This window comes from Mycobacterium scrofulaceum (genome assembly GCF_001667885.1).
In the GTDB taxonomy this organism is placed as follows: Bacteria; Actinomycetota; Actinomycetes; order Mycobacteriales; family Mycobacteriaceae; genus Mycobacterium; species Mycobacterium scrofulaceum_C.
Genome location: NZ_LZJW01000031.1, coordinates 1 through 24,585, shown reverse-complemented (window position 1 = coordinate 24,585; position 24,585 = coordinate 1). Strand labels below are relative to the sequence as shown.

Sequence of the window (24,585 nt, the reverse complement as noted above, 5' to 3'; positions counted from 1 at the left end):
CCCGGCGAACGCCGCCTCGACGACGCCGGCGTTGGGGCTGGGGTGGCGGGCGGCGTCACGGCGCCAGGCGCGCACCGCACCCGAGGCCGACCCGCTGACGAAGGGCGCGCACAGCACCACCAGCGCCGCCGTCGCCCGTGCGCCGGCATAGTTGGCCGCATCGTCCAATCTGGCTGCGGCCCAACCGAATCGGGCATACCGCGCCGAGCGGTAGCCGACCATCGAGTCGAGCGTGTTGATAGCGCGGTAGGCCAGCACCGCGGGGACGCCGCCCACGGCGGCGCACAGCAGCGGCGCCACCTGGGCGTCGGACGTGTTCTCCGCGACCGATTCCAGCGACGCACGCGCCAGGCCCGCGGCGTCCAGCCACGCCGGATCGCGCCCGCACAACGACGGCAGCAGGCGCCGCGCGCCCTCGACGTCCCCGCGCTCCAGCAGTTCCGCCATCACCAGGCCGGTGCGCGCCAGCGACGTGCCGCCCACCGACACCCAGGTGGCCGCGGCGGTGGCCGCGACCGACGAGGGCCAACCGCCGCGGTCGGCGGCCCGTTGCAGGGCGGCGCCGAGCAGGCCCACCATTGCCACCAGCGCGCCGACGTGCACCACGCCCGCGAGCCTGGTGTCGCGGTAGGTCACGCGCTCGAGCTCGGCGGCGGCCCGGCCGAACGCCGCGACCGGGTGCCCCCGCGCCGGGTCGCCGAACGCCACGTCGGCCAGGTAGCCCGCCAGGACGCCGGTCAGCCGGGTCCGCGTCGCCAACACCCTGGCAGCGTCTCACACGCGGCCGATCGGCTAGGCCATGGCGAACATCCCGGCGACGATCACCGCGGCGATCAGGACGACGATCACCCACCACATCAGCAGGGGCGAGTCGAACGCGCCCGTCGGTGCGGCCGCGCGGTGGCGCGCCGGGCCGGTGGCCGGGACGCCGAATTGGGTGCTCATCTGGCTAGGCGTGCCCGTTTTCCGCCGGTTATAACCTCCGGGCTCCGGTACGTGGTTCACTCGGGGACATGGCGTCGTCCGCGATGAAGCGGCCCGCGAGCCGGGTCGCCGACCTGCTGAACCCGGCGGCACTGTTGCTCCCGGCCGCGAACGTGATCATGCAGTTGTCGTTGCCGGGCGTCGGGTATGGGGTGCTGGAGAGCCCGGTGGACAGCGGCAACGTCTACAAGCATCCGTTCAAGCGGGCCCGCACCACGGGCACCTACCTGGCGGTCGCCACCATCGGGACCGAGTCCGACCGCGCGCTGATCCGCGGCGCCGTCGACGTCGTGCACCGACAGGTCCGTTCGACGTCGTCAAGTCCGGTGTCCTACAACGCTTTCGACCCCAGGTTGCAGCTGTGGGTGGCCGCGTGCCTGTACCGCTATTTCGTGGACCAGCACGAGTTCCTGCACGGCCCGTTGGACGATGCCACCGCCGACGCCGTCTATCTCGACGCCGCGCGGCTGGGCACCACTTTGCAGGTGCCCGAGGGCATGTGGCCGCCGGACCGGGCGGCGTTCGACGCGTACTGGAAGCGCTCGCTCGACGAGCTGCGCATCGACCCGCCGGTGCGGGAGCATCTGCGCGGCGTGGCGTCGCTGGCGTTCCTGCCGTGGCCGTTGCGGGTCCTGGCCGGCCCGTTCAACCTGTTTGCGACGACGGGGTTCCTGGCTCCGGAGTTCCGCGAGTTGATGCGGTTGGACTGGTCGCCGGGCCGGCAGCGCCGGTTCGACTGGCTGCTGTCCGCCCTGCGGCTGGCGGACCTCTTCCTACCGCACGGGATCTGGCTCCTGGGGTATCAGATCTACTTGTGGGACATGCGATTTCGTGCGCGACGGGGTTGGCGGATCGTCTAGGGCCGCACGGTGGCGAAGAACGCGCGGACGTCGTCGACGAACAGCTCCGGTTGCTCGAACGCCGCGAAATGCCCGCCGCGCTCCATCGTTGTCCAATGCGTGATGTTGTAGACCGGCTCGCACCAGCTTCTCGGCGCCTTCAGCAGCTCGTGCGGGAAAGCCGCGACGCCCGTGGGTAATTCGACGCGGTCCACCTGCCCGAACACCCTGAAGCTCTCCCAGTACAGCCGGGCCGACGACGCCGCGGTGTCGGTCACCCAATAGAGCATCACGTTGTCGAGGAGCTCGTCGCGGGTGAACACGTTCTCCGGGTGGCCGTCGCAATCGGCCCACGCCCAGAACTTCTCGACAATCCACGCCAGTTGCCCCACCGGCGAATCGGCCAGCCCGTAGCCCAGCGTCTGCGGCCGGGTGGACTGCTGCTTGGAATAGCCGGTGCCCCACTTGCGGTGCTCGGCCAGCGCGGCCATCGCCCGCTGCTCCTCCTCGGTCGGGTTCTTCAGGGACTCCGGCGTGGGCCGCCCGATCGGCATGTTGAGGTGGATGCCCGCGCAGTGGCCCCCGTTTCGGCCGATCTGGGTGGTCACCGCGGCGCCCCAGTCGCCGCCCTGCGCGCCGTAGCGGTCGTAGCCCAGGCGCAGCATCAGCGCCTCCCAGGCCCCGGCGATCTTCTCCACGCCCCAGCCCGTGCGCGTCGGTTTGCCGGAGAACCCGTATCCCGGCAGCGAGGGGCAGACCACGTGGAAGGCGTCCTCGGCGCGCCCGGACGCCGGGTTGGTCAGCGGCTCGATCACCTTATGGAACTCCACGATCGAGCCGGGCCAGCCGTGAGTGATCAGCAGCGGGAACGCCCCGTCGTGCGGCGACCGCTGGTGGATGAAATGGATGTCCAGCCCGTCGATTTCGGTGATGAACTGGTCGAAGCGGTTCAGCGCCGCCTCGCGTGACCGCCAGTCGTATTCGTCGGCCCAGTAGCCCGCCAGCTGGCGGGTGTAGGCCAGCGGCATGCCCTGGCTCCAGTCGTCGACGCATTCGGCGTCGGGCCATCGGGTGCGCGCCAGCCGCGCCCGCAGGTCTTCCAGGACGACGTCGGGGACGTCGATGCGAAACGGTTCCACGGATTCACCATTCATCGTCGTCGATGCGGATTGAGCCGCCTCGGCCGGCAGCGGCCCCGGGCGCGGGGCCGAGCGCCCGCACCGGCACTGTCGAAGTCAGGCTGCTGGCCCACGCCGTCGACCTTGCCATAACGGGGTCACCGCGGACAGCGCGAAAACCGGGATCCGTGGGCGTAACGCCAGGGCGAAAATTCGGCCCGAAAATCACCATGGCGTTACGGTCGCGAGGCCGCGAAGGTCGCGAGGCCGCAAATAATGTGTGGGCGCGGACGGTATCGAACCGCCGACCGCTGGTGTGTAAAACCAGAGCTCTACCACTGAGCTACGCGCCCGTGCCCGAGGCAGGCTACACGCACAACGCCCGGGTACCCAAAACTTTCAGTCCCGCAAAGCCGCCAGCGCGTCCGTCCACAGCCGCTGGTTGCGGGATTCGCCGGGTTGCTTCATCTCTGCGAAGCGGATGACGCCGGCTTTGTCGATGACGAAGGTGCCGCGGTTCGGGTAGCCGGCCTCGTCGTTGAACACGCCGTAGGCCTGGCTGACCTCGCCGTGCGGCCAGAAGTCCGACAACACCGGGAAGGTGAACCCGCTTTCCAGCGACCAGATCCGGTGCGTGGGCGGCGGTCCCACCGAGATGGCCAGCGTCGCGCTGTCGTCGTTCTCGTAGTCGGGCAGGTGATCACGCAGCTGGTCCAGCTCGCCCTGGCAGATGCCGGTGAAGGCCAGCGGGAAGAACACCAGCAGCACGTTCTTGGCGCCGCGATACGAGCTCAGGGTGACCCGCTGTTGGTTTTGGTCGCGCAGTGTGAAATCCGGGGCGGTGGCGCCAACGGGCAGCATCAACGCTTCCCGGTTCGGGACTTCGGCTGCACCAGCCGGCTGGCGCTCCAGTCACCCAGGTTGACCGACGAGGTCGGCATCAGGCCGGCGGTCGGGGCGGCCTCGGCGATCTCGGCGGGCAGCACGTGGCCGGGCTTGCCGGTCTTGGGCGTCAGCACCCAGATGACGCCGTCCTCGGCCAGCGGGCCGATCGCGTCCATCAGGGTGTCCACCAGATCGCCGTCCCCGTCACGCCACCACAGCAGCACGACGTCGACCACCTCGTCGGTGTCCTCATCGAGCAGCTCAGCGCCACACGCTTCCTCGACGTCGGCCCGGATCTCGTCGTCGGTGTCCTCGTCCCAGCCCCATTCCTGGACAACTTGGTCTCGTTGGATGCCCAGTTTGCGAGCGTAGCTCGGGGCGTGATCCGCCGCGACCACCGTGGAGCCTCCTTATGCCGTCCCGCGCCGTGCGATGGGGATTATCGTCGCACAGCCGCAACCACGTCGACACCCGCGCCTTTAGAAGGACGCCAGGCACAGTTTCAACGCCTTGGTCTTGGCGTCGTTGAGCCGGTCCACCCGCCTGTTGAATTCGCCCGTGGCGGCGTGGGTGCCGATCGCGTTGGCCACCCCGCGGGCGGCGTCGATATAGGTGTTGAACGCGTCCTTCAGCTGCTGCGACAGCGCATCGTTGAAGCTGTTGCTCACGGTGTCGGCGCTGCTGTTCAGCGCGTCGATGGCCGGGCCCTCCGTCGGGCCGGTGTTGCGGCCCGCGTTGAACGCGCCGACGAAGATGTTCACCTTGTCGATCGCGTCCTTGCTCGAGGTGGCCAGCGTGTCGCACGACGTGCGCACGGCCCGGGTGGTCAGCGATTGCTGCCGCTGCGATTCGCGGACCCGCGAGGTCGCCGACGACGCGGACACCGACGCGGACACCGACTGCCGGTACGCCGGGGCGACCTGGGTGTCGGGGGTGGCGGTGCCGTTGGTGACGGTGGTACACCCCACGATCCCCATCAGCGTCGCCGCGATACATCCGAGCGCCAGAGCGCCTCGCCTGGGGGAACCCCCCGCAAGGACGGCACGCCATCCAATGAGCACGGCTCATGACGTTACCGGGTGACCTCCCCGATCGTTCTGCTACGCACGGGTTCGTGTCCGCCGGGTGAACCCGCGTCAGCTACCCGATGTCGGCTAGCCCCGCGAAACGCCGGTGCGGCACGATAGAGGGACACGGTGCACGGCACCCCGAGGGCACAAGCCCCGCCAACTACAGGAGAGTGCGTTGACAACCGAGTTCGCGCGCCACGATCTGGCCAAAACCCCTAGCAGCGCAAGCGAACCCGACCGCGTTCGGGTGATCCGCGAAGGCGTGGCGTCGTACCTGCCCGACATCGACCCCGAGGAGACGTCGGAGTGGCTGGAGTCCTTCGATGAGCTGCTGGAGCGCTCCGGGCCCGCGCGGGCCCGCTATTTGATGTTGCGGCTGCTGGAACGGGCCGGCGAGCAGCGCGTCGCCATCCCGTCGCTCACGTCAACCGATTACGTCAACACGATCCCGACCGAACTCGAGCCGTGGTTTCCCGGGGACGAGGACGTGGAGCGGCGCTTCCGCGCCTGGATCCGCTGGAACGCCGCCATCATGGTGCACCGCGCGCAGCGCCCGGGAGTCGGAGTCGGCGGCCACATTTCGACGTACGCGTCGTCGGCGGCGCTGTACGAGGTCGGCTTCAACCACTTCTTCCGGGGCAAATCGCATCCCGGCGGCGGCGACCAGGTGTTCATCCAGGGCCACGCGTCGCCCGGGATCTATGCGCGCGCCTTCCTGGAAGGCCGGCTCAGCGAGGACCGGCTGGACGGCTTCCGCCAGGAACACAGCCACGCCGGCGGCGGCCTCCCGTCCTACCCGCACCCGCGGCTGATGCCCGACTTCTGGGAGTTCCCCACCGTGTCGATGGGCCTGGGCCCGCTCAACGCCATCTACCAGGCGCGGTTCAACCACTACCTGCACGACCGAGGCATCAAGGACACCTCCGACCAGCACGTGTGGTGTTTTTTGGGCGACGGCGAGATGGACGAGCCGGAGAGCCGCGGGCTGGCGCACGTCGGCGCGCTGGAGGGCCTGGACAACCTGACGTTCGTGATCAACTGCAACCTGCAGCGCCTCGACGGCCCGGTGCGCGGCAACGGCAAGATCATCCAGGAGTTGGAGTCGTTCTTCCGCGGCGCGGGCTGGAACGTCATCAAGGTGGTGTGGGGCCGCGAGTGGGACGCGCTGCTGCACGCCGACCGCGACGGCGCGCTGGTGAACCTGATGAACACCACCCCGGACGGCGACTACCAGACGTACAAGGCCAACGACGGCGCCTACGTGCGCGACCACTTCTTCGGCCGCGACCCGCGCACCAAGGCGCTCGTCGAGAACATGACCGACGCCGAGATCTGGAACCTCAAGCGCGGCGGCCACGACTACCGCAAGGTGTACGCCGCCTACCGGGCCGCCCTCGACCACAAGGGCCAGCCGACGGTGATCCTGGCCAAGACCATCAAGGGCTACTCGCTGGGCGCGCACTTCCAGGGCCGCAACGCCACCCACCAGATGAAAAAGCTTGCGCTGGAAGACCTTAAGCACTTCCGGGACTCGATGCGGATCCCGATCAGCGACGCCCAGCTGGACGAAAACCCCTACCTGCCGCCCTACTACCACCCCGGGGCGGACGCCCCGGAGATCCGCTACATGCTCGACCGCCGGCGCACCCTCGGCGGCTTCCTGCCCGAGCGCCGCACCAAGGCCAAGGCGCTAAAGCTGCCCGCGCGCGACATCTACGCCCCGCTGAAGAAGGGATCGGGCACCCAGGAGGTCGCCACCACGATGGCGACCGTGCGCACCTTTAAGGAAGTGTTGCGGGACAAGGAGATTGGGCCGCGCATCGTGCCGATCATTCCCGACGAGGCGCGGACGTTCGGGATGGACTCGTGGTTCCCGTCGCTGAAGATCTACAACCGCCTCGGCCAGCTCTACACCGCCGTCGACGCCGAGCTGATGCTGGCGTACAAGGAAAGCGAAGTCGGGCAGATCCTGCACGAGGGCATCAACGAGGCGGGGTCGGTGGGCTCGTTCATCGCGGCGGGCACGTCGTACGCGACGCACAACGAGCCGATGATCCCGATCTACATCTTCTATTCGATGTTCGGTTTCCAGCGCACCGGTGACGGGCTGTGGGCCGCCGCCGACCAGATGGCCCGCGGCTTCCTGCTCGGTGCCACCGCGGGGCGCACCACGCTGACCGGCGAGGGCCTGCAGCACGCCGACGGCCACTCGTTGCTGCTGGCCAGCACCAATCCCGCCGTGGTCGCCTACGACCCGGCGTTCGCCTACGAAATCGCCTACATCGTGGAAAGCGGGCTGGCGCGGATGTTCGGGGAGAACCCCGAGGACGTGTACTTCTACATCACCGTCTACAACGAGCCGTACGTGCAGCCGCCGGAGCCGGAGAACTTCGATCCCGAGGGCGTGCTGCGGGGCATCTACCGCTACCGCGCGGCCACCGAACAGCGCGCCAACACCGCCCACATCCTGGCCTCCGGGGTGGCGATGCCGTCGGCGCTGCAGGCGGCCGAGATGCTGGCCGAGTGGGATGTCGCCGCCGACGTGTGGTCGGTGACCAGCTGGGGCGAGCTGAACCGCGACGGCCTGTCCGTCGAGAAGGCGAAGCTGCGTCACCCCGAGCAGCCGGCCGGGACCGCCTATGTCACCCAGGCCCTGTCGAACGCCAGCGGGCCCGTGATCGCCGTGTCCGACTGGATGCGCGCCGTGCCCGAGCAGATCCGGCCGTGGGTGCCCAACACGTACGTCACGCTGGGCACCGACGGCTTCGGCTTCTCCGACACCCGGCCCGCCGCGCGGCGCTACTTCAACACCGACGCCGAGTCCCAGGTCGTCGCGGTGCTGGAGGCGTTGGCCCGCGACGGTGAGATCGACCCGTCGGTGCCGGTTGCGGCCGCCCGCCAGTACAAGATCGACGACGTGCGGGCCGCCCCGGAGCAGACGTCCGACCCCGGCGTGGCCTGAGCGCCCGCTCCCCCTCCCCCCGAGCGTGAAGTTACCTTCACGGTGGGCGCCGAGCGTGAAGCTAACTTCACGCTCGCGCCGCACCTCAAAGGCAGGCACGCCCAAAACCGCCCACCTCTTTGGCGGATACTTCCAAAATGTGGCGTAGGTTTTAGGGGTGAATGACAACCCGTTCGCCGGCCCGTTCGCCAAGCAGCCCCGCTCGCCGCTGGAGATGCTCAACACGGTGCCCGACTCCGTGCTGCGCCGGCTGAAGCAATACTCCGGCCGGCTGGCCACCGAGGCGGTCTCGGTCATGCAGGACCGGTTGCCCTTCTTCGCCGACCTGGAAGCCTCGCAGCGGGCCAGCGTGGCGCTGGTGGTGCAGACGGCCATCAACAACTTCGTAGAGTGGATGCAGGACCCGCACAGCAACGTCAGCTACACCGCCCAGGCGTTCGAGCTGGTGCCCCAGGACCTGGCTCGCCGGATCGCGCTGCGGCACAGCGTGGACATGGTGCGCGTCACCATGGAGTTCTTCGAAGAGGTGTTGCCGCTGGTCGCCCGCTCCGAGGAGCAGCTCACCGCCCTGACCGTGGGCGTCCTCAAGTACAGCCGCGACCTGGCGTTCACAGCGGCCTCGGCCTACGCCAACGCCGCCGAGGCGCGCGGCACGTGGGACAGCCGGATGGAGGCCAGCGTCGTCGACGCCGTGGTCCGCGGCGACACCGGCCCCGAGCTGCTCTCCCGGGCCGCCGCGCTGAACTGGGACACCACCGCCCCGGCGACCGTCGTGGTGGGCGTCCCGGCGCCCGGACGGGACGGCTCGACGGGGCCGGGCGACGACCAGCGGGCCAGCCAGCACGTCCGCGACATCGCCGCCCAGCACGGCCGCGCCGCCCTCACCGACGTGCACGGCACCTGGCTGGTCGCTATCGTGTCCGGCCAACTGTCGCCAACCGACAAATTCCTCGGCGACCTACTGCAGGCCTTCTCCGACGGCCCGGTGGTCATCGGGCCCACGGCGCCGATGCTGACGGCCGCCTATCACAGCGCCAGCGAGGCGATTTCCGGGATGAACGCCGTCGGCGGCTGGCGGGGCGCGCCGCGGCCCGTCCAGGCCCGGGAACTCCTGCCGGAACGCGCCCTGATGGGTGACGCGTCGGCGATCGTCGCGTTGCACACCGACGTGATGGGACCCCTGGCCGACGCCGGACCGACGCTCATCGAGACTCTTGACGCTTACTTGGATTGTGGCGGCGCGATTGAAGCTTGTGCCAGAAAGTTGTTCGTTCATCCAAATACCGTGCGCTACCGGCTCAAGCGGATCACCGACTTCACCGGACGGGATCCGACGCAGCCCCGCGACGCTTACGTGCTGCGAGTGGCGGCGACCGTCGGCCAGCTGAACTACCCGACTCCGACAGCTAGCGTCGGCACCAACCCCATGCCTCCCGTTCCGCTGCCGGTCAGGACCGCTATTGTGGGCCAATCCGAGTAATAGTGACCCAGGCAACAGATCAACGGACGGTATCGAACACGTAGCTTACGGAGCGGTTTTGTGGGGAGTACACAAAAACCTAAGACCAGGTTCATAATCTGTTACACCCGCCAAAACCGTTTCCACAGTGTTCTCTTAAACACGTGATTGCATTGCTTGCGCCCGGACAGGGTTCGCAGACCGAGGGGATGCTCTCGCCGTGGCTCGACCTGCCGGGCGCCGCGGACCAGCTCGACCTGTGGTCGAAGGCCAGCGGCCTCGACCTGGTCCGGCTGGGCACCACCGCGTCGATCGAGGAGATCACCGACACCGCGGTCACTCAGCCCCTGGTCGTCGCCGCCACGCTGCTGGCCCACCAGGAGCTCACCAAGCGCGGCCTGCTGGCCGACAAAGACCTGATCGTCGCCGGCCACTCCGTCGGCGAGATCGCGGCCTACGCGATCGCCGGTGTGATGGCCGCCGATGACGCCGTCGCCCTGGCCGCCACCCGTGGCGCCGAGATGGCCAAGGCGTGCGCCATCGAGCCGACCGGCATGTCCGCGGTGCTCGGCGGTGACGAGGCCGAGGTGCTGGCCCGTCTCGAGCAGCTCGACCTGTTCCCCGCCAACCGCAACGCCGCCGGCCAGATCGTCGCCGCCGGCCCGCTGACGGCGCTGGAGAAGCTGGCCGAGGACCCGCCGGCCAAGGCCCGGGTTCGCGCCCTCGGCGTGGCCGGGGCGTTCCACACGAAGTACATGGCTCCGGCGCTCGACCGTTACGCCGCCGCGGCGGCCGCCGTCGCGACCGCCGAGCCCACCGCCACGCTGCTGTCGAACCGCGACGGCCAGCCCGTCGCCTCCGCGGCGGCGGCGATGGAGGCGCTGGTCGCCCAGCTCACCCAGCCGGTGCGCTGGGACCTGTGCACGGCGACCATGCGTGACCGGGAGATCACGGCGGCCGTGGAGTTCCCCCCTGCGGGCACTCTGACCGGCATCGCCAAACGCGAACTTCGGGGGGTTGCGACCCGCGCCGTCAAGGCACCCGCAGACCTGGACGCACTGGCTGAACTCTGATAGCCGCATCCAGTACAACCACATAACGCTCTAATAAGAACGCTCTGTTCGATTAACACAACACATCACGAAGGGAAGACGCTGTGGCCGTCAGCCAGGAAGAAATCATCGCCGGTATCGCGGAGATCATCGAAGAGGTCACCGGTATCGAGCCGTCCGAGGTCACCCCGGAGAAGTCGTTCGTCGACGACCTGGACATCGACTCGCTGTCGATGGTTGAGATCGCCGTCCAGACCGAGGACAAGTACGGCGTGAAGATCCCGGACGAGGACCTCGCCGGTCTGCGCACCGTCGGTGACGTCGTCTCCTACATCCAGAAGCTCGAGGAAGAGAACCCCGAGGCTGCCGAGGCCCTGCGCGCCAAGCTGGAGACGGAGAACCCCGACGCCGTCGCCAACGTCAAGGCGAGGATGGAAGCGGACAAGTGAGCAAGCCTTCCACTGCTAATGGCGGTTACCCCAGCGTTGTGGTGACCGCCGTCACGGCGACGACGTCGATCGCGCCGGACATCGAGAGCACGTGGAAGGGATTGTTGGCCGGCGAAAGCGGCATCCACGTACTCGAGGACGAGTTCGTCACCAAGTGGGACCTGCCCGTCAAGATCGGCGGGCACCTCAAGGAGCCCATCGACGAGCACATGAGCAGGCTCGACCTGCGGCGTATGTCATACGTCCAACGGCTGGCCAAGCTGCTCAGCACTCAGTTGTGGGAGTCCGCCGGCAGCCCGGAGGTCGACCCCGACCGGTTCTCGGTCGTGGTCGGCACCGGGCTCGGTGGCGCCGAGCGGATCGTCGAGAGCTACGACCTGATGAACGAGGGCGGCCCCCGCAAGGTGTCGCCGCTGGCCGTCCAGATGATCATGCCCAACGGCGCCGCGGCGGTGGTGGGTCTGCAGCTGGGCGCTCGCGCCGGGGTCATCACCCCGGTGTCGGCATGTTCGTCGGGCTCGGAGGCGATCGCGCACGCGTGGCGCCAGATCGCGATGGGCGACGCCGACTTCGCCGTCTGCGGCGGGGTCGAGGGTCCCATCGAGGCGCTGCCGATCGCGGCGTTCTCGATGATGCGGGCCATGTCCACTCGCAACGATGAGCCCGAGCGCGCCTCGCGGCCGTTCGACAAGGACCGCGACGGCTTCGTGTTCGGCGAGGCCGGGGCCCTGATGATCATCGAGACCGAGGAGCACGCCAAGGCTCGCGGCGCCAAGCCGCTGGCCCGGTTGATGGGTGCGGGCATCACCTCGGACGCGTTCCACATGGTGGCGCCGGCCGCGGACGGCGTGCGCGCCGGCCGGGCCATGCAACGGGCGCTCGAGTTGGCCGGCTTGTCCCCCAAGGACATTGACCACGTCAACGCGCACGGCACGGCGACACCGATCGGCGACACGGCCGAGGCCAACGCCATCCGTGTCGCAGGCTGCGAGCAGGCGGCGGTGTACGCACCGAAGTCGGCTCTCGGCCACTCCATCGGCGCGGTCGGCGCGCTGGAATCTGTTCTCACGGTATTGAGCCTTCGGGACGGCGTGATACCGCCAACGTTGAATTACGAAACGCCTGATCCTGAGATCGACCTTGATGTTGTCGCGGGCGAACCTCGCTACGGCGATTTCCGTTACGCCATCAACAACTCGTTCGGATTCGGTGGCCACAACGTGGCGCTCGCCTTCGGGCGGTACTGAGCACGACGGTCCCGCGACGACGCGGGCCGCGAGCGGCCCGAGGAGGAGCAGGACAAGTACGGAAGGAACGTTCGCAAGACCCATGACAGAGCTGGTTACCGGGAAAACACTCCCGAACGTGGTCGTCACCGGCGTCGCCATGACGACCGCACTGGCAACTGACGCCGAGAACACCTGGAAGTTATTGCAGGACGGCCAAAGTGGTATCCGCAGACTCGAGGACCCGTTCGTCGAGGAGTTCGACCTGCCCGTCAAGATCGGTGGGCACCTTTTGGAGGAATTCGACAGCCAGATGACCCGTGTCGAGCTGCGGCGCACGGGTTATCTGCAGCGGATGTCGACCATCTTGAGCCGCCGGGTCTGGGAGAACGCCGGCTCCCCGGAGGTCGACTCCGACCGCTTGCTGGTGTCGATCGGCACCGGTTTGGGGTCGTCGGAGGAAATGGTCTTCAGCTACGACGACATGCGCGCTCGTGGCATGAGGGCGGTTTCTCCGCTCGGCGTGCAGAAGTACATGCCCAACGGCGCGGCGGCGGCGGTAGGTCTGGAACGGCAAGCCAAGGCCGGCGTGATCACGCCCGTGTCGGCGTGCGCGTCCGGTTCCGAGGGTGTCGCCCAGGCGTGGCGCAACATCGTCTTCGGGGAGGCCGACATCGCCATCTGCGGTGGTGTCGAGACCAAGATCGAGGCGGTGCCGATCGCGGCGTTCGCGCAGATGCGCATCGTGATGTCGACCAAGAACGACGACCCGGCGGGCGCGTGCCGCCCGTTCGACCGGGACCGCACCGGCTTCGTGTTCGGCGAGGCGGGTGCGCTCATGGTGATCGAGACCGAGGAGCACGCCAAGGCCCGTGGGGCCAACATCCTGGCCCGCATCATGGGGGCCAGCATCACCTCGGACGGCTACCACATGGTCGCGCCGGACCCCAACGGGTTGCGGGCGGGGCACGCGATGAGCCGGGCGATCCAGCTGGCGGGCCTGAGCCCGAGCGACATCGACCACGTCAACGCGCACGCCACCGGCACTTCGGTGGGTGACGTCGCGGAGAGCAAGGCGATCAACAACGCGCTGGGCCCCCACGGCGGCAACGCGGCCGTCTACGCGCCGAAGGCGGCGCTGGGCCACTCGGTGGGCGCGGTGGGCGCGGTCGAGTCGATCCTGACCGTGCTCGCCCTTCGGGACCAGGTCGTTCCACCGACGCTGAACCTCGAAAACCTCGATCCAGAAATCGATTTGGACGTGGTGTCGGGCAAGCCGCGGCCGGGCAAGTACGAGTACGCGATCAACAACTCGTTCGGCTTCGGCGGCCACAACGTCGCCATCGCCTTCGGGCGGTACTGACCCGCTTTCCCTAACCAGAAAGCACACCGGAGAACAGGAGACCTGCGATGACAATCATGGCCCCCGCGTCGGTCGGCGAGTCGCTCGACCCCAGGGACCCGTTGCTGCGTCTGAGCAACTTCTTCGACGAGGGCAGCGTCGAGCTGCTGCACGAGCGTGACCGCTCGGGTGTGCTCTCTGCGTCGGGCACCGTGAACGGTGTGCGCACCATCGCCTTCTGCACCGACGGCACCGTGATGGGCGGCGCCATGGGTATCGAGGGCTGCGCGCACATCGTCAACGCCTACGACACCGCCATCGAGGAGCAGAGCCCGATCGTGGGCATCTGGCACTCCGGCGGGGCGCGGTTGGCCGAGGGCGTCAAGGCGTTGCATGCCGTCGGGACGGTCTTCGAGGCGATGATCCGGGCGTCCGGCTACATCCCGCAGATCTCGGTGGTCGTCGGTTTCGCCGCCGGCGGCGCCGCGTACGGGCCGGCCCTGACCGACGTCATCGTGATGGCACCGGAGAGCCGGGTGTTCGTCACCGGCCCCGACGTGGTGCGCAGCGTGACCGGCGAGGACGTCGACATGGCGTCCCTCGGCGGCCCGGAGACCCACCACAAGAAGTCCGGCGTCTGCCACATCGTCGCCGACGACGAGCTCGACGCCTACGAGCGCGGCCGTCGCCTGGTCGGATTGTTCTGCCAGCAGGGTCATTTCGACCGCTCCAAGGCCGAGGCCGGTGACACCGACATCCACGCGCTGTTGCCGGAATCGGCTCGGCGGGCCTACGACGTGCGTCCGATCGTGACCGCGATCCTGGACGCCGAGACGCCGTTCGACGAGTTCCAGGCCAACTGGGCGCCGTCGATGGTGATCGGGCTGGGCCGGTTGTCCGGCCGCACGGTGGGCGTCCTGGCGAACAACCCGCTCCGCCTCGGCGGCTGCCTGAACTCCGAAAGCGCCGAGAAGGCAGCGCGTTTCGTGCGCCTCTGCGACGCGTTCGGCATCCCGCTCGTGGTGATCGTCGACGTGCCCGGCTACCTGCCCGGTGTCGACCAGGAGTGGGGCGGCGTGGTGCGCCGCGGCGCGAAGCTGCTGCACGCGTTCGGCGAGTGCACGGTGCCCCGGGTCACGCTGGTCACCCGAAAGACCTACGGCGGGGCCTACATTGCGATGAACTCGCGGTCGCTGAATGCGACCAAGGTGTACGCCTGGCCGGACGCCGAGGTGGCGGTGATGGGCGCCAAGGCCGCGGTCGGCATCCTGCACAAGAAGAAGCTGGCCGCCGCGCCCGATCACGAGCGCGAGGCGCTGCACGACCAGCTCGCCGCCGAGCACGAGAAGATCGCTGGTGGCGTGGACAGCGCCATCGAGATCGGTGTGGTCGACGAGAAGATCGACCCGTCACACACCCGCAGCAAGCTCACCGAGGCGCTGGCTCAGGCCCCGGCGCGCCGCGGTCGGCACAAGAACATCCCGCTGTAAGTCCCGGCGGCACCGCTCTCTCACCATTGGGTGACCCACGGATTTGATATCGCCCGCGATATCAAATCCGTGCGGGCCGTCATCCTCTGCAGAGGATCTTCGTAAGCGCTTGGCGCAGTTCGCCTTCGGGGTCCGCGGGCAGCGCGTCGCAGCGCCAGCCGACGAAATCGTCCGGGCGCACCAGCAGGGCGCCCGACGGGCCGAGCCCGGTGACCGTAGCCCACTCGTCGCTGTCGACGCGATGCGCGGCCACCGACGCCGAAGCCGCGGCGGCACACCAGCGTTCGTCGCCGGTGAGCACCGTGAACCCCGGGCCCAGCAGGTCGAGCGTCGAAACCCCGTCGCGCAGCCAGACGTGCGGTACCCGGGTGCCGGGTTGGGCGCGCAACTCCCCCACCAGTTCCACCGCGTCGGCGTCCACCGGCGGCCCGTTCACAACGGCCGCCGAGTGGTAGCGGTATCCGATGAGCAGATCGAACATCGGGCGCTCTTCCTCGGCCGGCAGCTGCGGGCGGTCGTCGGTCACGGGTAGCACGTCGAGCGTCGGGCCGGTCAGCGACTGCCGGGCGGCGAACCGGCCCACCGGGTGCCGCTCGGTGTGGTAGGTGTCCAGCAGCGCCGGTCCGGCGGTGCCGTCCAGGACGGCCGCCAGCTTCCAGGCCAGGTTGTGCGCACTCTGGATCGCGGTGTTGGCCCCGCCGGCCTTGAACGGCGGCATGGTGTGGGCCGAGTCGCCGACGAGAAAGGTTCGGCCGCAGCGGAATTGGTCGGCCACCTGCTCGTAGGGTTGCCAGGCCGCGACCTCGATGACGTCGACGTCGATGGGCTCGCCGAACGCCTTGAGCAGCAGCTCCCGGCACCGTTGCGGGGTGAACTCATCGGCCGACTCGCCCTTGCCGGGGAAATACATGGTGACGAACATTCCCAGCTCGCCCTGGACCAGCAGGAAAATGCCGTCCACGTCGGCGTTCTTGACTTGCACGGCGTCGCCGTCGGCCAAGTGCGAGACGTACTTCGTCCAGGGCGCCCGGAAGTAGATGAAGACGACGAAGATCGGCAGCGCACCGTAACCGGACGTGCTGATGCCCAACCAGTTTCGGATCGGGCTGTGCACGCCGTCGGCGCCGACGAGGTAATCGGCGCGGACGGTTTCGGACTCCCCGGTGCCAAGGTCGCGGACCACCGCGGTGACCCCCGCCTCGTCCTGCTCCAGGGACGACAGCTCCGTCCCGTAGCGCACCTCGCCGCCGCGTCGGCGCGTGTCGGCGAGCAGGATCGGCTCGAGCCTGCTCTGCGGGCAGTACTGCGCCGCCGGCTCGGGGCTGAGTTGGTCGAGACCCGCGAAGAGCGCGCTGATGTCGATGGCCAGACCCTCCTCGGCGCTGTTGAGCGCCGGTCTGACCGTCAAGGCCGAAACTTGGTCCGCGACCGCGTGCACCTCGTCGCCGAGCCCCAGCCCGCGCAGGATCTCCAGGCTGCGGAAGCTCAGGTTGCGCGCCTTCGGGTAGAGGAAGACCTCCCGCCGCTTCTCGACCAGCAGCGAGCGGACCCCGTGTTTCCCGAGCAATGCCGACGTGGCGAGGCCGGCGGCGCCGGCGCCGACGATGAGGACGGGAACGCGTGAGGTCGTCATAGCTAAAATGATAGCTACTGTCATTAGATATTCACAGTCAGAACCGCTGAGGGTTCCTTGCCGTCCTAGAGGAGGCGTGCCACGAACTCCTCGGCCGCCGGCATCGCCCGCTCGCGATCGGACTCCACCAGGCCGATGCGGGTCCGCCGGTCCACGATGTCGGAGACGTCCAGCGCCCCCTCATGCGTGATGGCGTACTCGAATTCCGCCCGAGTGACGTCGATGCCCTCGGCGACCGGCTCGGTCGGGCGCTTGCACGTCGCGGTTGCCACGACCTTGGCGGCCTCGGCGCCGTAGCGCTGCACCAGCGAGGCGGGCAACCCGGCGACCGGGCCGGAGCCCGGCGGCCCGGGATTGGCGGCCGCCCCGACCAGCGGCAGGTCGTGCGTCCGGCACTTCGCGGCGCGCAGGTGCCGCAGGCTGACGGCGCGGTCCAGCACGTCCTGGGCCATATAGCGGTATTCGGTCAGCTTGCCGCCGATCACGCTGATCACCCCGGACGCCGACTCCACGACGGCGTGCTCGCGCGAGACGTCGGCGGTGCGGCCCTCGCCGGTGTCGATCAACGGCCGCAGCCCCGCGTAGGCGCCGATGACGTCGGCCGGGCCGAGCGCGACCCCCAACGCGGTGTTGACCGTGTCGAGCAGGAACGTGACCTCGTCGGCCGAGGGGGTGGGCACGTCCGGGATCGGGCCGGGGGCGGCTTCGTCGGTCAGCCCCAGGTAGACCCGGCCCAGCTGCTCGGGCATCGCGAACACGAACCGGTTGAGCTCACCGGGGATCGGAATCGTCAGCGCCGCAGTGGGATTCCCGAACGCTTCGGCGTCGAACACCAGATGCGTCCCGCGGCTGGGCCGCAGCCGCAACAGGCCGTCGACCTCGGCCGCCCACACCCCGGCGGCGTTGATGACCGCCCGGGCCGCCACGTCGAACGACTGCCCCGAGCGCTGGTCGGTCAGCCGCACCGAGGTGCCGGTGGCCTTCGACGCGGCCACGTAGGTCAGGATCCGCGCGCCGTGTTGCGCCGCGGTGCGCGCGACCGCGGTGACCAAGCGGGCGTCGTCGATCAGCTGCCCGTCGTAGGCCAGCAGGCCCCCGTCCAGCCCCGCCCGCTGGACCGTGGGCGCCAGCTGCACGACGCGCTCCGGTGAGATCCGGCGCGACCGGGGCAGGGTCGACGACGACGTGCCCGCCAGCATCCGCAGCGCGTCGCCGGCCACGAACCCCGCACGCACCAGCGCGCGCTTGCCCCGGCTCATCGACGGCAGCAGCGGGACCACTTGCGGCATGGCGTGCACCAGGTGAGGGGCATTGCGGCCCATCAGGATTCCCCGCTCGAGCGCGCTGCGGCGGGCGATGCCCACGTTGCCGGTCGCCAGGTAACGCAGCCCGCCGTGCACGAGTTTCGAACTCCACCGGCTGGTGCCGAACGCGAGGTCGTGCTTCTCCACCAGCGCCACCCGCAACCCGCGCGACGCGGCGTCCAGGGCGATGCCGGCGCCGGTGATGCCGCCGCCGATCACGACGACGTCCAGCGGTTCGCCATCGGCCAGGGCCGCGAGGTCGGCCTCGCGGCGGGCGGCGTTCAGCGCGGTGGGGTCGGGTATCACGAGAGGTATCCGTTCAACGAATAGGCGAGTTCGACCGCCAGCGTGTCGGCGTCCAGAAGCGGTTCGACGATCTGCGCCGACTGGATGGTCGACTGGACGATCAGCAACACCATGGTGGCCAGCTGGACGGGGTCGCCGGTGCGCACGCTGCCGTTGCGCTGGGCCACGCGCAGCCGGGCGGCGAGGGCGTCGATCAGCATGTGCTGGCTGGTCCCGAGCCGTTCGGTGATGTAGATCGGCGCGAGCTCGGAGTGCAGCACCGACATGACCAGCCGGTCGCGGCGCAGCAAGTTGGCCACCGTAACGATCTGTTGCACAAGGGATTCGCGGTCATCACCGAGCAGCGGCGCGTCGCGCATCACCTCGGTGATGTGGCGGGTCAACAGCGCCGCCACGATCGACGGCGTGTCCGGCCAGCGCCGGTACACCGTGGGCCGGCTGACACCGGCGCGGCGCGCGATCTCGGCCAGGGTCACCCGGTCCACCCCGAAGTCGACCACGCAGCTGGCCGCCGCCGCGAGGATGCGTTCGCCCGTGTCCACCGCGACGCGTTCGTTACTGATTGACAGCATGTGTAATACTGTAACGCATGACGCAAGCCGATGGCCTCCTCCCCCCGATGAAGTGGAACGCGTGGGGAGACCCCGCAGCGGCCAAGCCGCTCTCCGACGGGATTCGGGCGCTGCTGAAACAGGCTGTCGGCGTGGACGATTCCGGTGCCGCCGGGCTACAACCCGATCAGGTGCGGCTGCGCCCGTCGGCGCTGCCGCAGGCCCACCGCGACGGGCTGGCCGAGATCGTCGGCGCCGCGTACTGCCGCACCGACGACCGGGACCGGCTGCTGCACGCCGGCGGCAAGTCCACCCTCGACCTGCTGCGCCGCAGGGATACCGGCGTGCAGGATGCGCCCGACGCGATCCTGCTCCCGGGTGACGAGGACGCCGTCGCCACCCTCCTGCGCTACTGCTCGCACCATCGCATCGCCGTCGTTCCGTTCGGCGGCGGCACCAGCGTGGTCGGCGGCCTGGATCCCATTCGCGGCGAGTTCGCGGCGGTGGTGTCCCTCGACCTGCGCCGCCTCGATCAACTTTTCTCCCTCGACGAGGTGTCCGGCCAGGCCGTGTTCGGGGCCGGCGTCACCGGGCCGGACGCCGAACGCATGCTTGGCGCCCAAGGCTTTTCGCTCGGCCATTTCCCGCAGAGCTTCGAATACGCGACGATCGGCGGCTTCGCCGCGACGCGATCCTCCGGGCAGGACTCGGCGGGCTACGGCCGCTTCAACGACATGGTGCGCGGCCTGCGCGTGATCACGCCGGTGGGCACCCTGGACCTGGGCCGCGCGCCCGAGTCCGCCGCGGGCCCCGACCTGCGTCAGCTGATGATCGGCTCGGAGGGCGTCTTCGGCGTCATCACCCGGGTGCGGCTGCGGGTGCACCGGGTGCCGGAGGCCGTCCGCTACGAGGCGTGGTCCTTCCCCGACTTCGAGACCGGCGCCGCGGCCCTGCGCGCCGTCACGCAAACCGGCACCGGCCCGACGGTCATCCGGCTCTCCGACGAGGCCGAGACCGGGGTCAACCTGGCCACCACCGAGTCCATCGGCGAAAGCCAGATCACCGGCGGCTGCCTGGGCATCACGGTGTTCGAGGGCACCAAGGAACACGTCGAAAGCCGGCACGCCGAGACCGGCTCGCTGCTGGCGGCCAACGGCGGAACGTCGCTGGGCGAAGCGCCGGCCCGGGCGTGGGAGCACGGGCGGTTCGGCGCGCCGTATCTGCGGGACTCGCTGCTGGCGGCGGGCGCGCTGTGCGAGACGCTCGAGACCGCCACCGACTGGTCCAACGTTCCCGCGTTGAAAGCCGCTGTGACGCAAGCCCTTACCGAGGCGTTGGCCGCGAGCGGCACGCCCGCCCTGGTGATGTGCCACATCTCGCACGTCTACCCAACCGGCGCGTCGTTGTACTTCACCGTCGTCGCCGGGCAGCGCGGCAATCCGATCGAGCAGTGGCGCGCCGCCAAGAAGGCCGCGTGCGACGCGATCATGGCCACCGGCGGGACCATCACCCACCACCACGCGGTCGGCGCCGACCACCGGCCCTGGATGGGCGAGGAGGTCGGCGAGCTGGGCGTGCAGGTCCTGCGCTCGGTCAAGGCGGCCCTCGACCCGGCCGGAATCCTCAACCCGGGCAAGCTGATTCCATGACCCGGCGCGAGATCGCGAAGGTGATCGCGCTGACCAATCCCGTCTCGGGGCACGGGGCCGCGATCCGGGCGGCGCAGCTGGCGATCGCGCGGCTGCACCACCGCGGGGTCGAGGTCGTCGAGATCATCGGCGACGACGCGCAAGACGCGCGATACCTGGTGAGGGCGGCGCTGGAGAAGGGTGCCGACGCGGTGATGGTGACCGGCGGGGACGGCGTCGTGTCCAACGCGCTGCAGGTGCTGGCGGGCACCGACGTGCCGATGGGCATCGTGGCGGCCGGAACGGGCAACGACCACGCCCGCGCATTCGGGCTGCCCACCAAGGATCCCGAGGCCGCGGCCGACGTCATCGTCGACGGCTTCACCGAAACCGTTGACCTGGGCCGCATTCGCGACAGCGACGGGGCCCGCAAGTGGTTCGGCACGGTGGCGGCCACCGGATTCGACTCCCTGGTGACCGACCGGGCCAACCGGATGCGCTGGCCGCACGGGCGGTTGCGGTACTACCTCGCGATGCTCGCCGAGCTGTCGCAGCTGCGGCTCCTGCCGTTCCGCATGGTGCTCGACGGGACGCGCGAGCTCGATGCCGACATCACGCTGGCGGCCTTCGGCAACACCCGCAGCTACGGCGGCGGCATGCTGATCTGCCCCCACGCCGATCCCACCGACGGCCTGCTCGACATCACGATGGTGCACGAGGCGTCGCGCACCAAGCTGGTCCGCCTGTTTCCCACCGTCATCAAGGGCACCCACATCAACCTCGACGAGGTGAGCACGACGCGGGCGAAATCCATCCACGTCGAATGCCCCGGCATCAACGTCTACGCCGACGGCGACTTCGCCTGCCCGCTGCCCGCGGAGATCAGCGCCGTACAGGGCGCGCTGCGGATCCTGCGCCGGGCCGAGGACCGCTAGCGGCTCTTCGAAATTGATATCGCCCGCGATATCAAATCCGAGCGCCGCACATTCCTGCAGAGACCTAGCCGACGCCGCGGCTGAGCCAGGTCACCTCGCCGACCTCGCCGCCGTCGCGGTACGCCTCGAGGGCGTCGTCCCACGCCGTTCCGAGCACGGTGTCCAGTTCGGCGGCCAGGGTGTCGGCGCCCTGCGACATCAGCGCCCGCAGCCGCATCTCCCCCACCATGACGTCACCGTTGGCGCTCATCGCCCCGCTCCACAGGCCGAGCTGCGGGGTGTGGCTGAATCGGTGGCCGTCCACTCCGGGGCTGGGGTCCTCGGTGACCTCGAACCGCAGCACCGACCACGACCGCAAGGCGTTGGCCAGCCGGGCGCCGGTGCCCACCGGCCCGACCCAGTTGGTGACCGCGCGCAGCTGTCCGGGCATGGCCGGCTGCGGCGTCCACGTGAGGTTCGCCTTCGCCCCGAGGGTCGACGACAACGCCCACTCGACGTGCGGGCATACCGCCGCGGGCGAGGCGTGCACGTACACCACGCCAGTCGTCACGTCGGCGAATTGATTCGACGCACGCATATCCTGCTCCTTCGGTTCCGCGAGGGACGTCTTCCCCAACGACCTGGCGGGACCTGGCAAGCAGGATGTCTAACTATTTTGTGTGTCGTGCGTGTCTATTGTGCCTTGTGATACCCGTGTTGCGCTAGTGTGCATTTTTCCTCAGCCGTATTCGGCGATCACGGCGTCCGAAAGCGCCGGCCACGGCTGCAGCGCCCACTCCCCGAAGTCGCGGTTGGTGAGGGCCACCAGCGCCAGCTCCCGTTCGGGATCTGCCCAGATGAAGCCGCCTGCCTGGCCGAAATGGCCGTAGGTCCGCGGCGAGTTCCGCGCGCCGGTCCAGTGCGGAGATTTGCCGTTCCGAATCTCGAAACCCAGGCCCCAGTCGTTCGGCCGCTGGACGCCGTAGCCGGGCAGCACGCCGTCCAGGCCGGCGAATTGCACCGTCGTCGCCTCGCCGTGCAGCTGGGCGGACACCGTCGCCGGGCGCAGCAGGTCCCCGGCGAATTTAGCCAGGTCAGCCACCGTGGACACCGCCCCGAACCCCGCGGCCGCCGCGCCACCCTCCAGCCGGGTGGAGGCCATCCCCAGCGGCTGGCACACCGCCTCGGCCAGGTAGCGGCCGAATTCGATGCCCGATTCGCGTTCCACGCTCTCGGCGAGCACGGTGAAGCCGTAATTGGAGTAGATGCGCCGCGCGCCGGGCGCGGCGAGCACATGGTCGTTCTGCAGCGCCAGGCCCGATGCGTGCGCCAGCAGGTGTCGGATGGTGGCGCCCGGCGGGCCGGCGGCGGTGCCCAGGTCAACGACGCCCTCCTCGACCGCGACCTGCACGGCCCTGGCCACCAGCGGCTTGGTCACCGAGGCCAGCGCGAACACCCGCTCGGTGTCGCCGTGGCTGGCCCGCACCCCGTCCGGTCCGATCACCGCAGCGGCGGCGGCCTCGACCGGCCAGTCGTCGATAGCTTCGAGGGCCATCACTTCCTGGCGATGTAGTAGTTGTTGATCGGGTCCGACTCGATCTCAGCGACCCGCACGTCGCCGAACCCGGCGTCGGCCAGCATCGCGGTGGCCAGCTGCGTCCCCCAGGCGGCGCCGAGCCCGGCGCCGTCCAGTGCCAGCGACACCGTCATGCAGTGCATCAGCGACGTGGTGTACAGGTAGGTGCTCATCGGGACGTCGACGTTGTCCTCGAGCCGGCTGGAGGCCTTGATGTCGGCCATCAGCAGCACGCCGCCGGGCCGCAGGGCGCGGTGGATGTTCTCCAGCACCTTCGCGGGCTGCGCCTGGTCGTGGATGGCGTCGAACACGGTGATGACGTCGTAGGCCTCGACCTTGTCCAGCTCGGCCAGGTTGTGGCTTTCGAAGGTCGCGTTCGCCAGGCCGAGGTCGGCCGCCTCGCGGGCGCCGACGGCGATCGCCTCGTCGGAGAAGTCGATGCCGGTGAAGCGGCTGGCGGGGAACGCCCGCGCCATCACGTTGATCGCGTGGCCGCTGCCGCAGCCGAAGTCCGCGACGTCGGCCCCGGCCCGCAGCCGTTGGACCAGGCCGTCGACCAACGGCAACACCACGTCGACCAGGGCGTTGTCGTACACCACCCCGCTCTGCTCGGCCATCAGCGCGTGGAAGCGGGGGAACTCGCTGTAGTGCAGGCCGCCGCCGTCGCGGAAGCAGCCGATGATCTTCTGTTCGACCTCGGCGAGCAACGGGACGAACAGGGTCACCAGGGCGAGGTTGTCCGGGCCCGCCGCGCGGGTCAGCACGCCGGCGCGGTGCGCGGGCAGCGAGTAGGTGCCGGCGTCGGCGTCGTAGTCGACGACGCGCCCGGTCGTCATGCCGGCCAGCCACTCCCGCACGTAGCGCTCGTTGAGTCCCGCCGCCTCGGCGATCTGGGTGCTGGTGGCCGGCGCGAGGCCGGCCATCGTGTCGAGCAGACCGGTCTGGTGGCCGATGCTCAGCAGCAGGGTCAGGCTGGCGCCGTCGATGGCCGCGGCGATTCGTTCGCTGAATTCTTCGCTGGTTTCCGAGACGGTCTCGGGTGGCGTCATGGTCAGCGACGGTACACCGTAGTTTGGTGGCCATGAGTCAGACAGTGCGCGGCGTGATTTCACGAAAGAAGGGCGAGCCCGTCGAGCTGGTGGACATCGTCGTCCCCGACCCCGGGCCCGGCGAGGCCCTGGTGGACGTCATCGCCTGCGGGGTGTGCCACACCGACCTGACCTACCGCGAGGGCGGCATCAACGACGAGTACCCCTTCCTGCTCGGGCACGAGGCCGCCGGCCGGGTCGAGGCCGTCGGCCCGGGCGTGACCTCGGTCGAGCCGGGTGACTTCGTGATCCTGAACTGGCGGGCGGTCTGCGGTCAGTGCCGGGCCTGCAAGCGCGGCCGCCCGCACCTGTGTTTCGACACGTTCAACGCCGCGCAGAAGATGACGCTGACCGACGGCACCGAACTGACGCCCGCGCTGGGCATCGGGGCGTTCGCCGACAAGACGCTGGTGCACGCCGGCCAGTGCACCAAGGTCGATCCCGCCGCCGACCCGGCCGTCGCGGGCCTGCTCGGCTGCGGGGTCATGGCCGGCATCGGCGCGGCGATCAACACCGGCGCCGTCACGCGGGACGACACGGTCGCGGTGATCGGCTGCGGCGGGGTCGGGGACGCCGCGATCGCCGGCGCCGCGCTGGTCGGGGCCCGGCGGATCATCGCGGTGGACACCGACGACACCAAGCTGGACTGGGCCCGCAAGTTCGGCGCCACCCACACGGTCAACGCCCGCCAGACCGACGTCGTCGAGGC

23 protein-coding genes and 1 tRNA gene are annotated in these 24,585 nt (G+C 69.5%); 11 read left to right on the top strand and 13 right to left on the bottom strand.

Annotated elements, in window-relative coordinates; all coding sequences use genetic code 11:
- Nucleotides 1–762, bottom strand: a 762-nt coding sequence (locus A5681_RS03870; RefSeq protein WP_067269556.1) for a cobalamin biosynthesis protein, incomplete at its 3' end; no start/stop codon positions are given.
- 30 nt (nt 763–792) lie between these two features.
- Entirely contained in the window at nt 793–945 is a 153-nt protein-coding gene (locus tag A5681_RS26980; RefSeq protein ID WP_156737834.1) for a hypothetical protein, read from the bottom strand.
- Between the two features lie 83 nt (nt 946–1,028).
- Here A5681_RS26980 and A5681_RS03865 point away from each other — a divergent pair, with 83 nt between their 5' ends.
- Nucleotides 1,029–1,844 carry an oxygenase MpaB family protein gene (locus tag A5681_RS03865; RefSeq protein WP_067269561.1) on the top strand — a complete coding sequence of 272 codons (816 nt, stop codon included), beginning with the start codon at nt 1,029–1,031 and terminating at the stop codon, nt 1,842–1,844.
- Here A5681_RS03865 and A5681_RS03860 read toward each other — a convergent pair.
- The 5 genes from A5681_RS03860 to A5681_RS03840 form a co-directional block, all read right to left on the bottom strand.
- Nucleotides 1,841–2,962, bottom strand: coding sequence for an epoxide hydrolase family protein (locus A5681_RS03860; RefSeq protein WP_067269558.1), 1,122 nt, complete (start codon nt 2,960–2,962; stop codon nt 1,841–1,843). The genes A5681_RS03865 and A5681_RS03860 overlap by 4 nt on opposite strands.
- A gap of 260 nt (nt 2,963–3,222) precedes the next feature.
- A tRNA-Val gene (locus A5681_RS03855) sits at nt 3,223–3,294 on the bottom strand.
- 46 nt (nt 3,295–3,340) lie between these two features.
- A complete protein-coding gene (locus tag A5681_RS03850) occupies nt 3,341–3,802 on the bottom strand; it encodes a peroxiredoxin (protein ID WP_067269555.1) in 462 nt (153 codons plus the stop codon).
- Nucleotides 3,802–4,224 (bottom strand): DUF3052 domain-containing protein, encoded by a 423-nt coding sequence (locus A5681_RS03845; RefSeq protein WP_067269553.1) that lies wholly within the window; start codon nt 4,222–4,224, stop codon nt 3,802–3,804. Before A5681_RS03845 ends, A5681_RS03850 begins: the two co-directional genes overlap by 1 nt.
- 81 nt (nt 4,225–4,305) lie before the next feature.
- A complete protein-coding gene (locus A5681_RS03840; RefSeq protein WP_082968185.1) occupies nt 4,306–4,887 on the bottom strand; it encodes a hypothetical protein in 582 nt (193 codons plus the stop codon).
- Between the two features lie 184 nt (nt 4,888–5,071).
- Between A5681_RS03840 and aceE the strand changes: the two genes are divergently transcribed.
- From aceE to A5681_RS03805, 7 genes are all read left to right on the top strand, one after another.
- A complete protein-coding gene (aceE, locus tag A5681_RS03835) occupies nt 5,072–7,858 on the top strand; it encodes a pyruvate dehydrogenase (acetyl-transferring), homodimeric type (protein ID WP_067269547.1) in 2,787 nt (928 codons plus the stop codon).
- Nucleotides 7,859–8,015: 157 nt separating this feature from the next.
- On the top strand, nt 8,016–9,338 hold the full coding sequence (locus A5681_RS03830) for a PucR family transcriptional regulator (RefSeq protein ID WP_067269545.1): 1,323 nt from the start codon (nt 8,016–8,018) through the stop codon (nt 9,336–9,338).
- A 143-nt stretch (nt 9,339–9,481) separates the two neighbouring features.
- Nucleotides 9,482–10,390 carry an ACP S-malonyltransferase gene (locus tag A5681_RS03825; protein WP_067269543.1) on the top strand — a complete coding sequence of 303 codons (909 nt, stop codon included), beginning with the start codon at nt 9,482–9,484 and terminating at the stop codon, nt 10,388–10,390.
- Between the two features lie 83 nt (nt 10,391–10,473).
- Nucleotides 10,474–10,818 (top strand): meromycolate extension acyl carrier protein AcpM, encoded by a 345-nt coding sequence (acpM, locus tag A5681_RS03820; RefSeq protein ID WP_007170888.1) that lies wholly within the window; start codon nt 10,474–10,476, stop codon nt 10,816–10,818.
- Nucleotides 10,815–12,065, top strand: coding sequence for a 3-oxoacyl-ACP synthase KasA (gene kasA / locus A5681_RS03815; protein WP_067269541.1), 1,251 nt, complete (start codon nt 10,815–10,817; stop codon nt 12,063–12,065). Before acpM ends, kasA begins: the two co-directional genes overlap by 4 nt.
- Before the next feature lie 82 nt (nt 12,066–12,147).
- The gene (gene kasB, locus A5681_RS03810; RefSeq protein ID WP_067269538.1) at nt 12,148–13,407 is read left to right on the top strand and encodes a 3-oxoacyl-ACP synthase KasB; all 1,260 of its coding nucleotides are present in this window, start codon (nt 12,148–12,150) and stop codon (nt 13,405–13,407) included.
- Nucleotides 13,408–13,454: 47 nt separating this feature from the next.
- Nucleotides 13,455–14,876: an acyl-CoA carboxylase subunit beta gene (locus A5681_RS03805; RefSeq protein ID WP_067269536.1), complete on the top strand. Its 1,422-nt coding sequence runs from the start codon at nt 13,455–13,457 to the stop codon at nt 14,874–14,876.
- Between the two features lie 79 nt (nt 14,877–14,955).
- On the opposite strand, the gene A5681_RS03800 is transcribed toward A5681_RS03805, so the two are convergent.
- From A5681_RS03800 to A5681_RS03790, 3 genes are all read right to left on the bottom strand, one after another.
- Nucleotides 14,956–16,509 carry an FAD-dependent monooxygenase gene (locus tag A5681_RS03800; protein WP_067269535.1) on the bottom strand — a complete coding sequence of 518 codons (1,554 nt, stop codon included), beginning with the start codon at nt 16,507–16,509 and terminating at the stop codon, nt 14,956–14,958.
- 65 nt (nt 16,510–16,574) lie between these two features.
- Entirely contained in the window at nt 16,575–18,119 is a 1,545-nt protein-coding gene (locus A5681_RS03795; RefSeq protein WP_067269534.1) for a glycerol-3-phosphate dehydrogenase/oxidase, read from the bottom strand.
- Nucleotides 18,116–18,691: a TetR/AcrR family transcriptional regulator gene (locus tag A5681_RS03790; protein ID WP_067269533.1), complete on the bottom strand. Its 576-nt coding sequence runs from the start codon at nt 18,689–18,691 to the stop codon at nt 18,116–18,118. Before A5681_RS03790 ends, A5681_RS03795 begins: the two co-directional genes overlap by 4 nt.
- 47 nt (nt 18,692–18,738) lie before the next feature.
- Between A5681_RS03790 and A5681_RS03785 the strand changes: the two genes are divergently transcribed.
- Both A5681_RS03785 and A5681_RS03780 read left to right on the top strand, forming a co-directional pair.
- Nucleotides 18,739–20,319 carry an FAD-binding oxidoreductase gene (locus A5681_RS03785; protein ID WP_156737835.1) on the top strand — a complete coding sequence of 527 codons (1,581 nt, stop codon included), beginning with the start codon at nt 18,739–18,741 and terminating at the stop codon, nt 20,317–20,319.
- Complete coding sequence (locus tag A5681_RS03780) at nt 20,316–21,233, top strand: diacylglycerol kinase (RefSeq protein WP_067269526.1); 918 nt, start codon at nt 20,316–20,318, stop codon at nt 21,231–21,233. Before A5681_RS03785 ends, A5681_RS03780 begins: the two co-directional genes overlap by 4 nt.
- Before the next feature lie 64 nt (nt 21,234–21,297).
- Here A5681_RS03780 and A5681_RS03775 read toward each other — a convergent pair whose 3' ends face one another.
- From A5681_RS03775 to A5681_RS03765, 3 genes are all read right to left on the bottom strand, one after another.
- On the bottom strand, nt 21,298–21,810 hold the full coding sequence (locus A5681_RS03775) for a DUF3145 domain-containing protein (protein ID WP_067269524.1): 513 nt from the start codon (nt 21,808–21,810) through the stop codon (nt 21,298–21,300).
- Between the two features lie 141 nt (nt 21,811–21,951).
- Nucleotides 21,952–22,770 carry a serine hydrolase domain-containing protein gene (locus A5681_RS03770; protein ID WP_067269522.1) on the bottom strand — a complete coding sequence of 273 codons (819 nt, stop codon included), beginning with the start codon at nt 22,768–22,770 and terminating at the stop codon, nt 21,952–21,954.
- Nucleotides 22,767–23,837, bottom strand: a complete 1,071-nt coding sequence (locus A5681_RS03765; RefSeq protein ID WP_067269519.1) for a class I SAM-dependent methyltransferase — start codon at nt 23,835–23,837, stop codon at nt 22,767–22,769. Before A5681_RS03765 ends, A5681_RS03770 begins: the two co-directional genes overlap by 4 nt.
- A gap of 32 nt (nt 23,838–23,869) precedes the next feature.
- Here A5681_RS03765 and A5681_RS03760 point away from each other — a divergent pair.
- A partial coding sequence (locus tag A5681_RS03760; RefSeq protein WP_067269557.1) for an alcohol dehydrogenase catalytic domain-containing protein occupies nt 23,870–24,585 on the top strand: 716 nt, incomplete at its 3' end.